The following is a 16826-nucleotide window of genomic DNA, read 5'->3' as shown; positions in this document are numbered from 1 at the left end:
TAGGATATCTAAAGAAATGTCACGCCGCAAGATAAGATTGAGAAGGATTATAAGATATAAATATAGAAACGTACTATATACAGCTTTTAGGAGGACTTATATGCACAAGTTAATTTTAGTAGAAGGCCTACCTGGTACCGGAAAAAGCTCCTTTTCGGAAGCCATCGCAGATGCATATCTGAGCATCAAATATTATCACGAAGCAGCTGCAAATCATCCTGTCGACTTTGACATGACCGCATGGGTACCGCTTGCGCAGCTAGAAAGCTTCACAATCGCAGAAGAATGCATCGTTGACCGCTTTGAAGACGGCTGGTTTGTTCGCTACGAAAACATACCCGAGCTTCAGGCCTTTGACATATACGAAATGCCATTCGCGCAGCACGCGGCGCTCATGCTAAGACGCTGGGAGCGCTTTGCTGCAAAAGCCTTGGCAGAAGATACAGTCTACCTATTTGACTGTGCCTTGTTGCAAAATCCGTTTACAATCGGCATGATCTCACAAAATGTACCGCATGAAGAAATCGAGGCTTATATTCAAAGCATCGCTGCTATCATTCAGCCACTCAATCCAGTGGTATATTACCTGTCCCACCAAAACGTAAAGCAATCCTTCTTAGACGTTTATAAAGAGCGCCCAGAAGGCTGGCAGCACGGATTTGTAGCGTACTATACAGAGCGTAGATATGGCAAAAGCCTTGGCTTAAATGGGATTGACGGTACGGTCACAGTGCTGGAGGAACGAAAGCGAAGAGAGGTTGAGGTGTTAGGAAAATTGCCTATATCTTCAGTGGTCATTGAAAACGAGCGCTCGGAGCGAACACCGAGAGAACTGGTGGAGGAGTATATAACAGTAAAATCCGACTTGCTGTAAGTGAGCCGGATTTTTCGTTTTTAAAGTGTCTTACTGTATACCTACTTAAAAACAGCAATCGCTTATTTTATTAATAAATCAAAGATGCTCGTCTACATATCACCTTAGAGACTATGACTTTTATTGCAAAACGAATTCCTATGTTCCAAGCACCATTGCGCTTTACATCATATTTTATTACGACATTTTTGTAGCAACGTAGCGACAATCTGTAACCTCATCCAACATACCACAATGAATACAATAAAGTAGATTCTTTCAGACATTTTTATTGAAACAAAAAATGATAAGGTAATTAATACTATTACAACAATTGCTGATGGTATTCTAGCGAATGTAAATAAATTATTCTTCTCCTTTCTTTATGCGACGGAAAAACACCCCAACGTCAAAACCTTGACCATAAAGCTCCCCTTTCTTGTCCAAAGTAGAGCTTAAATCCTCCAGTACCAATGCCCAATTCAAATCTAACTGTTATATTATTTCTTTAAAGAATGGCAGAAATTCAGAAATATCAATGTGATGAAGTATGTACTCATATTTGTGAACCGTGACTTTCATATCTGCTTTCAATGTGTATTCATCAATACCAAACGTAGCAGACGTTGTTCCTAATATTTGTGTAGCATTTACTTTTCCTGTATCAATTACACCTAATACTTTCTTTTTATGTTGTATCTCAAAGAAAGTTTCTAATATGTTACCTGACAATTTACACTTACAATATCACCACGCCTTACTTGTTCCGCTAAAACTTGCGGACTTAGAGGTACAATTTAACATAATTCTGAAGGAAGCCTCCCTCTTCAAGCAAAGCTAAGTGGTGAGTAGTTCACATCAGCTCAATCAGGCTTTTTCCACTCAAAAGAGTAATGACCGATTCAGCACGAAAATATGGAGAAAATTTGCCCTGGTTAACTGCTTTTATGAAATGGTTTATTAAAAAAGAACCGGGAGACGTACCAATGGTAGGTCCCCGATTCAGATTCATTTGAATAACGAGATGCACATATATTACCACAGGTACAAACTCGAATTATGAGGGAAGAACTTGGTTACCAAGAGATAAGAACATCATTGTTGATAATAATATCAATGGAAATCTACATCTACTTTCTTTTTAGTGTCTTTTACAATTTTCGGCATTTTTATTTCAAGGACACCATTTTTATAGGTTGCTTTTACACCCTCATGTGAAACAGGACTTGGAAGTGTTATCATTCTGCTAAAGCGACCTGCAAAGCGTTCTTTTCTAAACATATTTTCCTCTTTAATTTCATTGGTACGATTAATAGAACCACTGATGCTTAATCTATTGTTTTCAATATCGATATCAACATCTTCCTTTTTTTCAAGCCCAGGAATATCACATGTTGCCACAACTTCATTTGCCGTTTCATGAACATCCACTCGGATGCTTCCTAATACCTGCTCATTTTCAAAGGAAATTGGAAAATCAGAGAAAATACGGTCAAATTCCCTTCTCATATTTGAAAGTTGTCTGAATGAATCATATGGTAATAATGCCATTTTATAACATCCTCCTTGTTTTTAATACAAGGATAGTATTTCAATCATTTAAAAGAATATACTTCCTTACGTTTTTATTAAAACTAAATTAACAACACCTTACTATCTACTATGTCGGCAAATCATAATATTCCCCCACTTGTTTCATTTTCACTTTCCATTGCGAAATCCTGTTGTATCTTGTGTATCCACCTAAGAAAGTCGTTTCCGTATTTCTGTCCCCACAAAATAATACCGTTCCTACTCCCTCCCCCTCTCTAATCCCCCTCAAACCCTGGATTGTCAACACAAAACTAGACAACTTTTTTAAGGTGTTCAAGTTTGTATTCAATTGGGCTTAAATACCCTAGTGTTCCGTGAATTCGAATATGATTAAACCAATGCACATAGTCTTGTAGTTCTCTTGATAACTCTCCAGACTAGTGAAATGTCGACCTCTGATAAACTCGGTTTTGATGATTTTAAACGTTGCCTCTGCCACGGCATTATCGAGGCAATTGCCCTTGCGGGACATGCTTTGTTGGATGTTTTGCTCCTTCAATGCCGTTTGATACTGCGCCATTTGATAGTGCCAACCCTGGTCAGAATGCAGAATGAGAGAGTGTGTTTCTGGAAGGCGCTCAAAAGCCAGGTCCAACATCTCTGAGACGAGTTCATACACAGGCCGAGACTTGACGTTATACGCAATAATTTCTCCGTTATACAGGTCTAAGACAGGCGAGAGGTAGAGTTTCTCCCCGTGCAAGTGGAACTCGGTTACATCCGTCACCCACTTCTCATTTGGTCTCGTGGCCATAAAGTTACGTTCCAAAAGATTCGGGGCAACCTTCCCGACATTACCTCGATAGGAACGGTATTTCTTCATGCGTACGAGGCTCTTCAGCCCCATCTGTTTCACCCAATAATAATACGTACTGCGTGCTATGCAGGCGATCTTCACAAGATCAATGACCCTATATTTCTGCCTTAACTCATAAATTATTTGCGCTTTATCTTGGTCTGTAACGTTTCCTTTTCTTGAATTAAGGCTTGTAACTTTTTTAAGTAGGCATTCTCCGCCCGTAAGAGTTCATTCTCTGCTTGTAGTGCCTCTACAGAGCCTGGTATAGGTTGGTTTTTAGATTCTTTTTTCTTCATGGATGGACGCCTGTTTATTGCAGAATAAAAGTGCAGAATATTGCAGAATTCCTATTCATTGGTATGCACCAGGGCTTTACGTGGAGTGGCAGGCATGATAGACTTGTGTCGGTTCTGCCAATCCCTTTAATGGCTGGATTCTTGGCAGGAGGATCATGCCTGTAGAGGCTCCATGTCAAGCCCACCCTCAGCGACCACAAATGAATATTTAATCAACAAAATGAATTTAATATACTGCACAACTCTGCACTTTTTCATTGCACAAAACAGACGCCCCTTTGTCTTTGGTTGTAGAGCGTCCAGTCCTCCTGCTTCAAACAATTCCCTCCACTTCCATACCGTACTGTCAGAAGGAATGTTAAAGACAAGTGCAGTTTCATTAATGGACGCCCCTGTTCGTTCCAAGTAATTCAGTACGTCCATTTTAAACTCCAAGGAGTGGTTTGTATACTGTTTTTGAAGCCCCTCCAGACCATGGTGACGAAATCGTTTTACCCATTTCGCCACCATACTCTCTGTCACTCTATGCTTGCGGGCTACACCCTTATAGGAATCTTTCCCCTCTAAGTAATCTTGAACGACCCCTAGTTTGGTCTCTAACGTATATTTGGTCATAGAAAAACTGCACCTCCGATTGTTAGGCGTGTCTAACAATCGGGGTGCAGTTCATATATAACCGAGTTATGGCTCTTTCTCATAATTTTGTAATTGATATGTATATTAACCTTTGGCTAACTAACCAAAAAATTAGAAGCAGTTTGCGATAACATTACTCAAGTTGAAGAAGTCAAGAAGAGCAGACTTCAGATCTGCTGCTAATCCACCTGATGCACCGTTTAAGGCTTTTCTGATAGAATCACTTCTAGAAAAACCATTCCAACGATAAGAATCATATAAACCTTTAATCTTAGATACTGCATTCGCAGTTCCACCAAGTGCCTTAATAGCAGACTTAACTTTTAGAATCTTTGAAAATGGTAGTCCATTACTAACGAGTGCAACTCCAACAGCTCCGACGCATGCTGCTACACCGTACTGGGGATCAGTAGGTTTTAAAAATTTTGCAGGAGTGTTAGGGTCAATACCTTCCTGATTATCAACAAGCTCTGTAGAAGATGTTTCACTAAAACGCAAAGTTTCTTGAGAATCTACTGTCACAATATAACCGGTTTCATTTTGTAACCATTGAGCAGTTGCCTGTGGTCCTTGCTCTACAACGCTGTCTGGAATATTTTCAATTGCTCCAAATAATGATTCTGATTGTTCGAAAATTTTGTTATCAACTGAGAGCTCTTGCGGTGTAAGATCCCTTGCTTGCACAGATTGCACTGAATACAGTGATTCGGCTGCATTTGAAGTCATCGGTGCTAAGGAGCCTAAAAGAAAAACAGAAGCTAGAAAAGGGATAAACTTTTTCTTCATACTTATTCCTCATATGTAATTATACGGTATAATAATATTGTAATAAATTTATATATAAAATGGAATCTTTTAATATTGAATGGGGGAGTTTTTTGAAAGAGAAGTTACCTTTAATTGGAGCCCTTTTTTTATTGATCATTACCATTGTTAATTATTCAACACATAATGAATCCTTAACAGGCGTTGTCAGCATCACGTTATTTGTTGTAATTTTAATCTTGTATTTTATTTCTAGGGGTAAAACACCTTCTAAATAATTAAAACCCACGCACATCCAGCTATTCTGGCGATGTATTTATCTGGACGAGAAAACGCTATCCTTTTTAGTAATCTATTAAAAGGATGGCGTTTTCTCATAAATATTTCGTGTAACTATTCAGCTTGCTGATAGTTACGTTTTATAGATTTGTGTTTTAGATTTCCTTTCTCCTGTAAAGAATGGTACTACCATGATAAACAGGAGGTGAACAAGATGATGACACGAGACGAAATTTTGACTGCCTGCCATGCAAAACCAGACAAGATTGTACAGCTGATTCAGACACTCTTTCAACGCAATCAAGAGTTAGAAGCGCAGGTTCAATCATTGCTTCAACGGAATCATGAATTAGAAGAAAAGGTTCAGACGTTAGAAGCACGTATTCAAACGCTAGAAGCACAGGGTAAAAAAAACAGTACTAACAGCCATTTGCCGCCTTCTTCTGACTGGGCTCCTATTCCAAAGTCATCCCGCATGAAAACAGGGCGGCAGTCTGGTGGACAGCCGGGACACACGGGTCATACGCTTCGTATGACCGATCACCCGGATCATCGTTGTGTGGATTGTCAACACAAAACTAGACAACTTTTTTAAGGTGTTCAAGTTTGTATTCAATTGGGCTTAAATACCCTAGTGTTCCGTGAATTCGAATATGATTAAACCAATGCACATAGTCTTGTAGTTCTCTTGATAACTCTTCCAGACTAGTGAAATGTCGACCTCTGATAAACTCGGTTTTGATGATTTTAAACGTTGCCTCTGCCACGGCATTATAATAAGGGCAACCTTTCATACTTAGAGATCTTTTAATATCAAACGTCTGTAACGCTTCATCCATGAGTTTGTTTTTAAACTCACTTCCTCGATCTGTATGGAAATACTGAATCTTACGAAGATCCTTCTGGATAGAGGCAAACGCACGATAAACCAATGCCGCATCTTTGTTAGGCCCTGTGCTACATCCAATGATTTCTCTGTTAAAGAGATCGACAAATACACATACATAATCTTACGAGTTCCATAGTTTTGGCGACTTGCATGAAAAACTTCAATAATTTTAGATGTTAAGTCATCCTCAGAAGATCTTTCTTTTGCTTCATAATAATACGTACTTCTCGGAAGTTGTAGGACTTTACACATTGCTGATATCGAGTATTTGTGTTGATTGTTCTTGATCACATTTACTTTCGTCCTAGTATCAGCGCGGCTTGCTTTAAAATGTCATTCTCCATTTGAAGCTGCTTAATTTCTTTTCGAAGTTTGTTTAATTCTTGTTGTTCAGGCGTCAAATTATCTTTTTCTTTGAATGATCCAGACGTTTGATGTTGATTCACCCACTTATCCAAAGATGAGGGTGTAAGGTCGTACTCGCGAATAATGTCTTTTCGTGGTTTACCGTTAAGATATAGTTGAACGATCTGTTGCTTGAATTCCGGTGTGAATGTTCGTCGAGCTTTTTTCGTCATAGTAGATTCTCCCTAATAGTATTAACTGTAGTCTACTTGACCTTAATTTTTCTGTCCAACTAAGTGTAGCCTATCCAATCAATCGGCCTTATTCATAGTACTGTACGGTTTCTCCTTTACCACCGTCATTCCCATACTTCCCACACATATGCTAATTATTTATATATTTATTTATTTTTTATTGGCGAGGAACTGCTTGGAGCGTATTACACGTTGCTGGACGTGGACTTTCCCTTTATTGGATTCGTTCCAGTGCTCCCTAATTCACAGAGATAAGGGAGCGTCCCCTGTGATGTTTTAATGAAGGAATTGCACAACCCCGTAAGGGAAACCTTGATCCCCACAAAAGCCTGTGTTAGCACACAAAAAACATAAAAAAGCCCCGTGATTATACCCATACTCTGGATATACCCACGAGACTTTCTGCAAACTTTTTTCTTCTTAAGCAGACTTTTTTAACATTCTGCAAACATTATTCTGTTTAGACAGTTGCGAGGCAACCAAGCTAATCCCTTATTCCACCGTAACCGATTTCGCCAAGTTACGTGGCTTATCAACATCACACTCACGGTGCAATGCTGCGTAGTAAGAGATCAACTGTAGCGGGATTACCGATACAAGCGGAGACAGTGTCTCGTGTACTGCCGGTAATACAAAGCGGTCACCGTTCATTTCTAAGCCCTTCATAGAGATGATGCATGGATTTGCACCGCGTGCTACTACTTCCTTCACGTTGCCGCGAATTCCTAGATTTACGTGCTCCTGTGTTGCAAGGGCGATAACAGGTGTGCCGTTTTCAATTAAGGCAATTGTACCGTGCTTCAGCTCGCCGCCTGCGAAGCCTTCTGCTTGGATATAGGAAATCTCTTTTAGCTTCAATGCGCCCTCTAGGCCGACGAAGAAGTCAACGCCGCGTCCAATGAAGAAGCAGTTGCGTGTTGTCGGAAGGAATTCACGTGCGATAGCTTCCATTTCTTCTTTTTGTCCGCAAAGTACTTCCATTGCATTCGCAATTAAACCTAGTTCTTGTGTTAAATCAAAGTCCAATGTACGGCCTTTTGCTTTTGCGATATCAGCCGCAAGGATTGCTAGTACTGCAATCTGTGCTGTGTAAGCTTTTGTAGATGCAACCGCAATCTCAGGACCTGCGTATAATGGCAATGTATAATCTGCTTCACGAGAAAGTGTAGAACCTGGTACGTTTGTAATTGTTAATGCCTTGTGGCCCATTTCGTTCGTTTGTACAAGCACCGCACGGCTATCCGCTGTTTCACCACTTTGTGAAATATAGATGAAGAACGGCTTTTCAGTCAATAGCGGCATATTGTAAGAAAACTCACTTGCTACGTGTACTTCAACTGGTACCTTCGCATAGCCTTCAATTAATTGCTTTCCGACTAAACCTGCATGATAGCTTGTGCCGCATGCAATGATGTAAATGCGGTCGCTATCTAGTACAGCGTTACGAATATCTGCGTCAAGCTCAATTTCCCCCGCTTCATTGCGGTACTTTTGAATGATGTTACGGATTACTAGCGGCTGCTCGTCGATTTCCTTTAACATAAAGTGCGGGTACGTACCCTTTTCGATGTCGCTTGCATCAAGCTCTGCCGTGTAAGGCGCGCGCTCAATTGTTTCACCAGCTAGATTTTTAATTGTGATGCTGTCGCGTGTCACAAGCACCATTTCTTTGTCCATTAGTTCGATGTATTGATTTGTTACTTGCAGCATTGCCATTGCATCACTTGCGACAACGTTGAAGTCGTCACCGACACCGACTAACAATGGGCTCTTATTTTTTGCAACGTAAATGATGTCTTGGTTTTGGTTATCAAGTAATGCTATGGCATAAGAACCATGTAGCAATGTTAATGTTTGACGAAAGGCTTCTTCAACATCCATACCTTCATTCACATGCTTTTCAATTAATTGTACGATAATTTCTGTATCTGTTTCACTTACAAATGTTACACCTTGCAGGTAATCATTTTTCAGTAGTTCGTAGTTTTCAATAACACCGTTGTGTACAAGTGTAAAACGTTTAGACGTACTTTGATGCGGGTGCGCATTTACTTTACTTGGCACGCCATGTGTTGCCCAGCGCGTATGTCCGATACCAACAGTTGCATGCACAGATGCATCAACGCTCTCACGAAGAATGGCAATGCGGCCTTTTTCTTTAAATACAACCACACCTTGCTCAGCTTGTACCGCGATACCTGCGGAGTCATATCCACGATACTCAAGTTTTTCTAAACCTTTTAACAAAATTTCCTTGGCGTCTTGCTGTCCAATAAATCCAACGATTCCACACATAGTTGCGGCGCCGTACGCTAGTCCTTCCCTACAAAAACAAAACATTTTTATATCTCGTTGTAACGAGGTCGTCTTTTTGTGGCTGCTTGAGGGACCCGTAGCGGCTACACCTTCCCTTCGTTATATGTTTGATCGTCCTTTTACCCTCATCACACTTGCACCTTTGTCCGTAAGGTCACCCCTACGATTTACATGCAAGCTTTCGGTTGTGATGAACAACCGGGAGCCATCCGCCGAATTTTCGATAAACTCCTCCTCGTCAACTACATACAGTAGTTCTGGCGCTATACGTTCTAAAATGAGCAAAAGAACAAATTAATTTTACAGTAATTGGGCGTGACACGTCAATAAAAAATTACTGCATATAAAAGAATACTATGCCGAGAAAGACTTTGTTGTGCTTCCTTGGCATAGTATTCATAAGAATAGGCGCTTACTCAGCGCCTACTTCTTCTTTTACAACCGCTACGATACGATTTACATATTGTTCACACAGCTCTTGTGAAGGTGCTTCAGCCATAACGCGAATTAAAGGCTCTGTGCCCGATGGACGAACAAGCACACGGCCATCACCGTTCATATCTGCTTCTACAGCTTGAATTTCCTGTTGAATACGCTCATTGCTAAGTGCTTGTTGCTTATCTGTTACACGTACATTTACAAGAAGCTGCGGGAATTTTTTCATTTCACCAGCAAGTTGTGATAACGACTTCCCTGTCGCCTTCATAATATTTACAAGTTGAATGGCACTTAACATACCATCTCCTGTTGTAATATAATCCAAGAAAATAATATGCCCGGATTGCTCTCCCCCTAAGTTATAGCCGCCCTTTTTCATTTCCTCCATAACATAACGGTCACCTACTGCAGTCTGCGCACTTTGCATACCTTGCGCTTCAATTGCTTTATAGAATCCGAGATTGCTCATAACCGTCGATACAACTGTATTATGCTTTAATTTACCTGTTTCACTCATGTGCTTTGCACAAATGTACATGATTTGATCGCCGTCTACAATATCACCGTTCTCGTCAACGGCAATTAAACGATCCGCGTCGCCATCGAAAGCAAGCCCAACATCTGCACCTTTTTCTTTCACGAAGGCTGCCAAAGCTTCTGGATGAGTCGAACCTACACCATCGTTAATATTTACACCGTTTGGTGAAGTACCCATTGTAGAGATATCTGCATCTAAATCAGCAAACAAATACGGTGCTAATGAAGATGCTGCACCATGCGCGCAGTCTAAAGCAACATGCAGTCCAGAGAAGTCTTCATCAATCGTTTGCTTTAAATATTGAAGGTATTTCTGACCGCCTTCGAAGTAGTCATTGACTTGACCAAGGTCTTTGCCAACAGGTCGTGGAAGTTCGTCTATTTCTTTCTCTAAAAGTTCTTCAATTTCGTACTCTTGCTCATCGGAAAGTTTAAATCCGTCTGGACCAAAAAACTTAATACCATTGTCTTGAACTGGATTATGAGAAGCTGAAATCATAACCCCCGCTTGTGCTCCTAAGGCTTTTGTTAAATAGGCAACCCCCGGCGTTGAAATAACACCTAAACGCATTACTTCAGCCCCGATGGATAACAAGCCGGCAACTAAGGCTCCTTCTAACATATGTCCAGATACACGCGTGTCACGGCCAATTAAAATTTTAGGTCTCTCTGTGTTTTTCGTTAACACATATCCACCATATCTCCCAATTTTAAAAGCCAATTCGGGTGTTAACTCACTGTTAGCTACACCTCTGACACCGTCAGTACCAAAATATTTTCCCATCTGTCAATCGCTCCTTTAAGTTGTCCGCTTAACCTTTTTTTACAATTTCTATTCTTGCGGTCTTTTGTTTTACATCTAATTTCACATTATCAATTCCATTCAATTGAATTGGAACATCATGTATGCCTGTTTCTAAACCTTGTGTATTCATTGATACCTGTATTTGTTCACTCGTTACTTTATCTAAATCTGATGAATTTGCCGTAGCATCAACGCTAACTTTCCCGTTTTTAGGATCTATAAAGTTTACATTTAAACTCTCCGATAGTCCCAAAACTCGTATAGAAATATCAGAAAATGTTTTCTTCTCCAGTTTCTCCGCCTGCACAAAGATCTTAATTTTATCAGTTGACGCTTTTGTTACTCCTTTAGGAAGCGGCACTGATACTTCTAGGTTGGTATTGCCTGTAATTTTATCTAAATCAACAAATATACCATTTAATGTTTCAATGTCATCTAATATATCCTTAGGTCCGTATAACGTAATTTGACTAGGTTCTGCTGTAATGCTGGTCAGTGTAACACCCTCTGGCAAAGTTCCTCTTTTGGTAATATCAATAGAAACCTTCTTTTCCGGCGTAATAATAGGTACATTTACAGTTACAGTTGCCGGTACTGCTGGCATATCTAAAGGATTACCATCTTGATCATACACGATGACCTTCACATCTTTATTAATAGACTGATTTACACCTTTTAAATCAATATACGCCTTAACAGCTGCAACCTTATCTAGTTGCTCCTTTGTGCCGGATAGCTCTACAAAAGCTGGTTTTACTACCACCTTATCCGCTTTATAGCCTTCTTTCATCTGGTTGCTGTTAATAAAGCTAACCTCTACAGGAAATTGCTTTTTAACCTTTTCAGCAATCGTGACTTTAATTTTAGGAGGCGTAATCTTTACTTTGACTTTATCATTGATCCCTTCATGCTGCAGTCTAACTTCATATACCCCTGGCTCATAGCCATTTAGGTTCGCATATACTTCAAACTGCCTGTTGATTTTGGTCGCAGCAATTATACTACCTTGCCCCTCTAATGTTAAAGTGATATATTTAGGTGCACCAGTTACCACATATTTTTCTTCATCATAGTTAACAGTCACAGGCACATCTGTTAAAGTTTCCGTCACTTCACCAACGGGAAGACCTGTAATACCGCTACTTTGCGACTCATTATCAAGACTGGCTACCGTATATAACATTAAAGCAAACAGTAGCGCAAGTCCCTTTAAAAACCAATGGTTATCCATCAACTTATCCATTACGCTTTTTCCTCCAATTCCATAGAGCTGAAGAAGAGGTTTTTTCATTTGTATCTAGTTCTTTCATTAAAATTTCATTTAGTTGCTCTATCTTTAGGTTACGATGCAGTTCACTATTTTTTGTCAGAGAAATCTGCCCTGTCTCCTCGGAAACAATAATTGTTAAGCTATCAGTTACTTCACTGATACCGAGTGCCGCTCGGTGACGAGTACCCAGTTCTTTTGAAATAAACGGACTTTCTGATAGCGGTAAATAACAAGCTGCCGCTTTAATTTTGTCACCTTGCATAATTACTGCACCGTCATGAAGAGGCGTATTTGGGATAAAAATATTAATTAAAAGCTCCGCTGAAACTTTAGAGTCCATATAAATTCCAGTTTCAATATAGTCATTCATACCGGTCTCACGCTCTATCGAAATAAGCGCGCCAATACGCCGCTTAGCCATGTACTCCGTTGCTTTAATAATAGATTTCACTATGGTTTCTTTTTCGGTCTCCTCCTGGATGCTACCTCTAAACAAACTTCCTCGTCCCAATTGCTCTAGCGCCCTGCGCAGTTCAGGCTGAAAAATAATAATAATTGCTAAAAATCCCCACGTAAGCGCCTGATCCATTAGCCACTCTAACGTGTGTAACTCAAACAAAAAACTAAGAATACGCACAATAAAAATAACGGCGATTCCCTTTAATAATTGAACTGCCTTCGTCCCACGAATCAGCATAATCAGCTTATATATAACAAACCATACAAGGGCTATATCCACTGCCTTGCTGAGATAGTTTAAGAATACAGACATATCTTCAGGCATTCTTACACTTCCTCCATGAGTATGTATTTACAATCATAAGTGAACACAATAAACATACTGCTCTATATAGCGTTTCATATGTATTGTTAAAATGTTACATCACTTACATTCAGTTTATTATACCATATATTATGCAACGTACAAACCTCAGACTAGCTGATTCAGTATAACGACAGTTTTCTTTTACACAAAAAAATCGGCCTATGGCCGATTTTATTTTAATTTTTCGCCAAGCAGTGAACCCATTAAAGCAACTGCTGTTACAGCTGTTTTATTCTTTTCATCTAAAATTGGATTGACTTCCACAAATTCCGCAGATGTGATAATTCCTGCTTCCGCAAGCATTTCCATTGCTAAATGACTTTCTCGGTAGGATAGTCCACCAATAACTGGTGTGCCCACACCAGGTGCATCATGCGGGTCAAGACCATCAAGATCTAATGAAAGATGTACACCATCTGTATGAGATAAATAAGCAATAGCTTCTTCCATAACTGCTGCCATTCCCATACGGTCAATCTCATGCATAGAATATACTTTTATGCCTTCTTCACGAATAAAGTCTTTTTCACCTTCATCAAGAGCACGGGCACCAATAATGACAACGTTTTCTTTTTTCACTTTAGGATACGCACCATATAAATTTACAAGAAGTGGATGACCGTATCCTAAGCTAGCTGCCAATGACATACCATGAATATTGCCAGAAGGAGATGTCTCTTCTGTATTTAAATCCCCATGTGCATCGTACCAGATAACACCGATATTTTTGTTATGTTTAGCAATTCCAGCAAGCGTTCCCACCGCCATACTATGATCACCGCCAAAAATAAGCGGAAAGCTTCCTCTTTCTATTACATCGTCAACCTTTTCTGCAAGCTCCTGACATGCTTCCACAACTTGATGTAAGTTTTTTAGCTTTTGATTTTCATCCAACTCGTATTGTTTTGGTCTATTAATAGCAATATCTCCAAGGTCTTCAACCTCATAGCCAATTCTTTTAATACGATCCACAACCCCGGCATATCGAATCGCACTTGGCCCCATATCAACACCGCGTCTTGTTTGTCCTAAATCCATTGGCATACCAATAATTGAAATTTTCTTCTTCATATTTCCCCCTCCGTTCACTAAATATTTTAAATCTTTTTTATATTATGGTTCAACTCGACATTTTCTTGCATAAAAACACGACCTATACATGAAAATTTATACAAGCTTCCTTATTTAATTTATATTTTATAATAAGAAATGAATAAAATTTTACATAAAAAGACAGGTGTTTTGTACATGTAAAAAGGTGTTGAGTCATTTTCTCATATCCTTGTACAAATAAAAAAACGCCAAGAATGGCGTTTTTGTATCATCTTTTAACTAACGCTATATAAGCTTGTATATTTTTCCTAACATACCAAGGGAAAGAAAAAGAAAGAGCTATAACATCTTATTGGGTGTGCATAGTTTTTCTAGTTATCTTTATATAAGCTCTGTTGCGCTATTTTCCAAACAGCTGCTACATTCCTTGCAGTTAGAGTCACGTTTTCGTATGCATTTTGTAATGCTTCTTCTAAAGACATGGCTCCCGGTACGATACTAAATACCGCGTCAATGCCATGCTTATAAACAACCTGATGATTATTATCGGCCGAGCCAGCAATTACAACTACAGGTACACCATATTGTGCAGCCAATGTAGCCACACCTGAAATCGTTTTACCTTGAATGGTTTGTGCATCAATTCTTCCTTCCCCTGTAATAAGAAGCTCTGCCTCTTGCATGTGTTTCTCGATACCAGAAACAGATAGAACGAGGTCAATACCAGGCACCAGCTCTCCGCCTAGGAAAGCAAGAACGCCCGCACCCATTCCCCCTGCAGCACCTGCCCCTGCGACATTTACATCTCGCTGTACACATTCTTGGAGAACATAAGCATAATTTCTCATATTTCTTTCTAATTGCTCAACCATTGTAGATGTTGCTCCTTTTTGCGGAGCAAATATATAGGAGGCACCTTTCTCTCCTACCAAAGGATTATTCACATCACAAGCAGCTTCTATTTTAATAGAAGCTAGTCGAGAATCTAAAGCAGATGTATCAATGTAAGCCAACTCATCTAGTCCGCCTCCATTTAAAGAAATAGTGCTACGCTTTCGATTTAAAAACCGTACTCCTAATGCAGCAGCCATTCCGACTCCCCCATCATTTGTTGCGCTGCCTCCTAATCCTAAAATAATCTTTTGAACACCCGCATTTATAGCATCTAATATGAGCTCTCCTGTACCATATGTACTTGTTATAAGCGGGTTTCGTTCCTTCGGCGATAAAAGATGTAATCCGGAAGCGGCTGCCATCTCAATAAATGCGGTGCTACCGTCTGGTGAGAGACCGTAAAAAGCCTCTATAACTCTTCCTAATGGGTCATGTACCTTACAAGAGACAAAGGTGCCTCCGCATGCTTCTGTTAAAAGAGAGGCCGTTCCTTCGCCTCCATCACCTAACGGCACTTTTATGTATGTTGCATCTGAGTATACTTGTTTGAACCCTTCTTCAATCGCATTACACACATCCATAGCTGTTAAGCTTTCTTTATATGAATCCGGCGCAATGATAATTTTCATCTTTCATCCCTCCATCTTTATTATGACAGAGAGATCTTATTGAAAACACAAAAAAGCTGTAAATTCATTATTGAATCTACAGCTTGTCATTTATAATATGTAATTGGTGGAGCCTAGCGGGATCGAACCGCTGACCTCCTGCGTGCAAGGCAGGCGCTCTCCCAGCTGAGCTAAGGCCCCTTTATAAGTAAGCGGAAGACGGGATTCGAACCCGCGACCCCAACCTTGGCAAGGTTGTATTCTACCACTGAACTACTTCCGCAAAATGTGAGCCATGAAGGACTCGAACCTTCGACCCTCTGATTAAAAGTCAGATGCTCTACCGACTGAGCTAATGGCTCATAATGGCTGGGCTAGCTGGATTCGAACCAACGAATGACGGAGTCAAAGTCCGTTGCCTTACCGCTTGGCGATAGCCCAACAATATGTTTTTATTTTAGACATGTTGTCCAAATTTTATACAAAATGGTGGAGGGGGACGGATTCGAACCGCCGAACCCTGAGGGAGCGGATTTACAGTCCGCCGCGTTTAGCCACTTCGCTACCCCTCCGATATATGGTGGAGGATGACGGGCTCGAACCGCCGACCCTCTGCTTGTAAGGCAGATGCTCTCCCAGCTGAGCTAATCCTCCATATATGGTGACCCGTACGGGATTCGAACCCGTGTTACCGCCGTGAAAGGGCGGTGTCTTAACCACTTGACCAACGGGCCATTAAAAATGGCGCATAGCTTCCAACCGGGCTTGAACCGGTGACCTCTTCCTTACCATGGAAGTGCTCTACCGACTGAGCTATGGAAGCATGGCTCCGCAAGTAGGATTCGAACCTACGACCTATCGGTTAACAGCCGATTGCTCTACCGCTGAGCTATTGCGGAATGCTAAGGTTTTATTCCTAATATATACTTCTTATAACAGCCGATCGTCCTGATCTCAGAAAGATGACTCAAGAAGCAGCTCGATCAGTACGCTGAAGACTAATCAATGAAGATTATTCGTTCGTGCTCTACCGCTGAGCTATTGCGGAATAATCATGCCTAGCGACGTCCTACTCTCACAGGGACAAGGTCCCAACTACCATCGGCGCAAAAGAGCTTAACTTCCGTGTTCGGTATGGGAACGGGTGTGACCTCTTTGCCATCATCACTAGACATTTGAAGGCATATTCCTTCAAAACTGGATAACAAAGTGTATTCGTAATCTAGCTTTAGCTCGCTACACGCTCGCCTTTGCTTTTTATATTTGGTTAAGCCCTCGATCGATTAGTATCAGTCAGCTCCACACGTCACCGCGCTTCCACCTCTGACCTATCAACCTGATCATCTTTCAGGGATCTTACTAGCTTGACG

Annotated in this window: 12 protein-coding genes, 9 tRNA genes, 2 rRNA genes and 2 pseudogenes; 2 read left to right on the top strand and 23 right to left on the bottom strand. The window is 40.5% G+C overall.

The features are described 5' to 3' along the window. Positions 1 to 100 precede the first annotated feature (100 nt). Entirely contained in the window at positions 101 to 874 is a 774-nt protein-coding gene (locus EEJ45_RS15960; RefSeq protein ID WP_124565785.1) for a P-loop NTPase family protein, read from the top strand. A 474-nt stretch (positions 875 to 1348) separates the two neighbouring features. On the opposite strand, the gene EEJ45_RS15955 is transcribed toward EEJ45_RS15960, so the two are convergent. The 5 genes and pseudogenes from EEJ45_RS15955 to EEJ45_RS15925 all read right to left on the bottom strand — a co-directional run bounded on the left by EEJ45_RS15955 (position 1349) and on the right by EEJ45_RS15925 (position 4963). Then, positions 1349 to 1585, bottom strand: coding sequence for a hypothetical protein (locus EEJ45_RS15955; protein ID WP_124565784.1), 237 nt, complete (start codon positions 1583 to 1585; stop codon positions 1349 to 1351). 381 nt (positions 1586 to 1966) lie between these two features. Then, positions 1967 to 2404 carry an Hsp20/alpha crystallin family protein gene (locus tag EEJ45_RS15950; protein ID WP_124565783.1) on the bottom strand — a complete coding sequence of 146 codons (438 nt, stop codon included), beginning with the start codon at positions 2402 to 2404 and terminating at the stop codon, positions 1967 to 1969. Positions 2405 to 2697: 293 nt separating this feature from the next. Then, positions 2698 to 3550 (bottom strand): annotated as a pseudogene (locus tag EEJ45_RS18760) (IS3 family transposase); the annotation flags it as partial. 144 nt (positions 3551 to 3694) lie between these two features. Continuing rightward, a complete protein-coding gene (locus EEJ45_RS15930) occupies positions 3695 to 4156 on the bottom strand; it encodes a helix-turn-helix domain-containing protein (RefSeq protein WP_124565779.1) in 462 nt (153 codons plus the stop codon). Positions 4157 to 4288: 132 nt separating this feature from the next. After that, the gene (locus EEJ45_RS15925) at positions 4289 to 4963 is read right to left on the bottom strand and encodes a hypothetical protein (RefSeq protein WP_245999973.1); all 675 of its coding nucleotides are present in this window, start codon (positions 4961 to 4963) and stop codon (positions 4289 to 4291) included. A 472-nt stretch (positions 4964 to 5435) separates the two neighbouring features. On the opposite strand from EEJ45_RS15925, the gene EEJ45_RS15915 reads away from it, so the two are divergent. Next, positions 5436 to 5816, top strand: a complete 381-nt coding sequence (locus tag EEJ45_RS15915; protein ID WP_124565777.1) for a DUF6444 domain-containing protein — start codon at positions 5436 to 5438, stop codon at positions 5814 to 5816. Here the strand turns inward: EEJ45_RS15915 and EEJ45_RS15910 are convergent. From EEJ45_RS15910 to EEJ45_RS15825, 18 genes and pseudogenes are all read right to left on the bottom strand, one after another. Continuing rightward, positions 5800 to 6688 (bottom strand): annotated as a pseudogene (locus EEJ45_RS15910) (IS3 family transposase). The gene EEJ45_RS15915 and the pseudogene EEJ45_RS15910 sit on opposite strands and share 17 nt — an antisense overlap. Before the next feature lie 513 nt (positions 6689 to 7201). Beyond that, positions 7202 to 9004 carry a glutamine--fructose-6-phosphate transaminase (isomerizing) gene (gene glmS, locus EEJ45_RS15905; protein WP_124565801.1) on the bottom strand — a complete coding sequence of 601 codons (1803 nt, stop codon included), beginning with the start codon at positions 9002 to 9004 and terminating at the stop codon, positions 7202 to 7204. Positions 9005 to 9437: 433 nt separating this feature from the next. Next, complete coding sequence (gene glmM, locus EEJ45_RS15900; RefSeq protein ID WP_124565776.1) at positions 9438 to 10784, bottom strand: phosphoglucosamine mutase; 1347 nt, start codon at positions 10782 to 10784, stop codon at positions 9438 to 9440. 28 nt (positions 10785 to 10812) lie between these two features. After that, complete coding sequence (locus EEJ45_RS15895) at positions 10813 to 12048, bottom strand: CdaR family protein (RefSeq protein ID WP_164464311.1); 1236 nt, start codon at positions 12046 to 12048, stop codon at positions 10813 to 10815. After that, a complete protein-coding gene (gene cdaA / locus EEJ45_RS15890) occupies positions 12041 to 12859 on the bottom strand; it encodes a diadenylate cyclase CdaA (RefSeq protein ID WP_124565774.1) in 819 nt (272 codons plus the stop codon). The genes EEJ45_RS15895 and cdaA overlap by 8 nt, the downstream gene beginning before the upstream one ends. A 213-nt stretch (positions 12860 to 13072) precedes the next feature. Continuing rightward, entirely contained in the window at positions 13073 to 13972 is a 900-nt protein-coding gene (gene rocF / locus EEJ45_RS15885; protein WP_124565773.1) for an arginase, read from the bottom strand. A gap of 353 nt (positions 13973 to 14325) precedes the next feature. Next, positions 14326 to 15477: a glycerate kinase gene (locus EEJ45_RS15880; RefSeq protein WP_124565772.1), complete on the bottom strand. Its 1152-nt coding sequence runs from the start codon at positions 15475 to 15477 to the stop codon at positions 14326 to 14328. 104 nt (positions 15478 to 15581) lie between these two features. Further along, positions 15582 to 15657: transfer RNA gene (locus tag EEJ45_RS15875), tRNA-Ala, on the bottom strand. 10 nt (positions 15658 to 15667) lie between these two features. Further along, a tRNA-Gly gene (locus EEJ45_RS15870) sits at positions 15668 to 15739 on the bottom strand. A 6-nt stretch (positions 15740 to 15745) separates the two neighbouring features. Further along, positions 15746 to 15818 (bottom strand) — tRNA-Lys (locus EEJ45_RS15865). Between the two features lie 4 nt (positions 15819 to 15822). Continuing rightward, positions 15823 to 15897 (bottom strand) — tRNA-Gln (locus EEJ45_RS15860). Positions 15898 to 15943: 46 nt separating this feature from the next. Then, positions 15944 to 16028: transfer RNA gene (locus tag EEJ45_RS15855), tRNA-Tyr, on the bottom strand. Between the two features lie 6 nt (positions 16029 to 16034). Then, positions 16035 to 16110 (bottom strand) — tRNA-Val (locus EEJ45_RS15850). Between the two features lie 5 nt (positions 16111 to 16115). Continuing rightward, a tRNA-Glu gene (locus EEJ45_RS15845) sits at positions 16116 to 16190 on the bottom strand. A 16-nt stretch (positions 16191 to 16206) separates the two neighbouring features. Then, positions 16207 to 16279 (bottom strand) — tRNA-Thr (locus tag EEJ45_RS15840). Between the two features lies 1 nt (position 16280). Further along, positions 16281 to 16355, bottom strand: a tRNA-Asn gene (locus EEJ45_RS15835). Positions 16356 to 16512: 157 nt separating this feature from the next. Next, positions 16513 to 16628: ribosomal RNA gene (gene rrf / locus EEJ45_RS15830) — 5S ribosomal RNA — on the bottom strand. 91 nt (positions 16629 to 16719) lie between these two features. Beyond that, positions 16720 to 16826, bottom strand: a 23S ribosomal RNA gene (locus EEJ45_RS15825); the annotation flags it as partial.

This window comes from Ectobacillus antri, from assembly GCF_003852715.1.
Taxonomy (GTDB): Bacteria; Bacillota; Bacilli; order Bacillales; family Bacillaceae_G; genus Ectobacillus; species Ectobacillus antri.
This window is presented reverse-complemented; position numbering and strand designations above follow the sequence as displayed.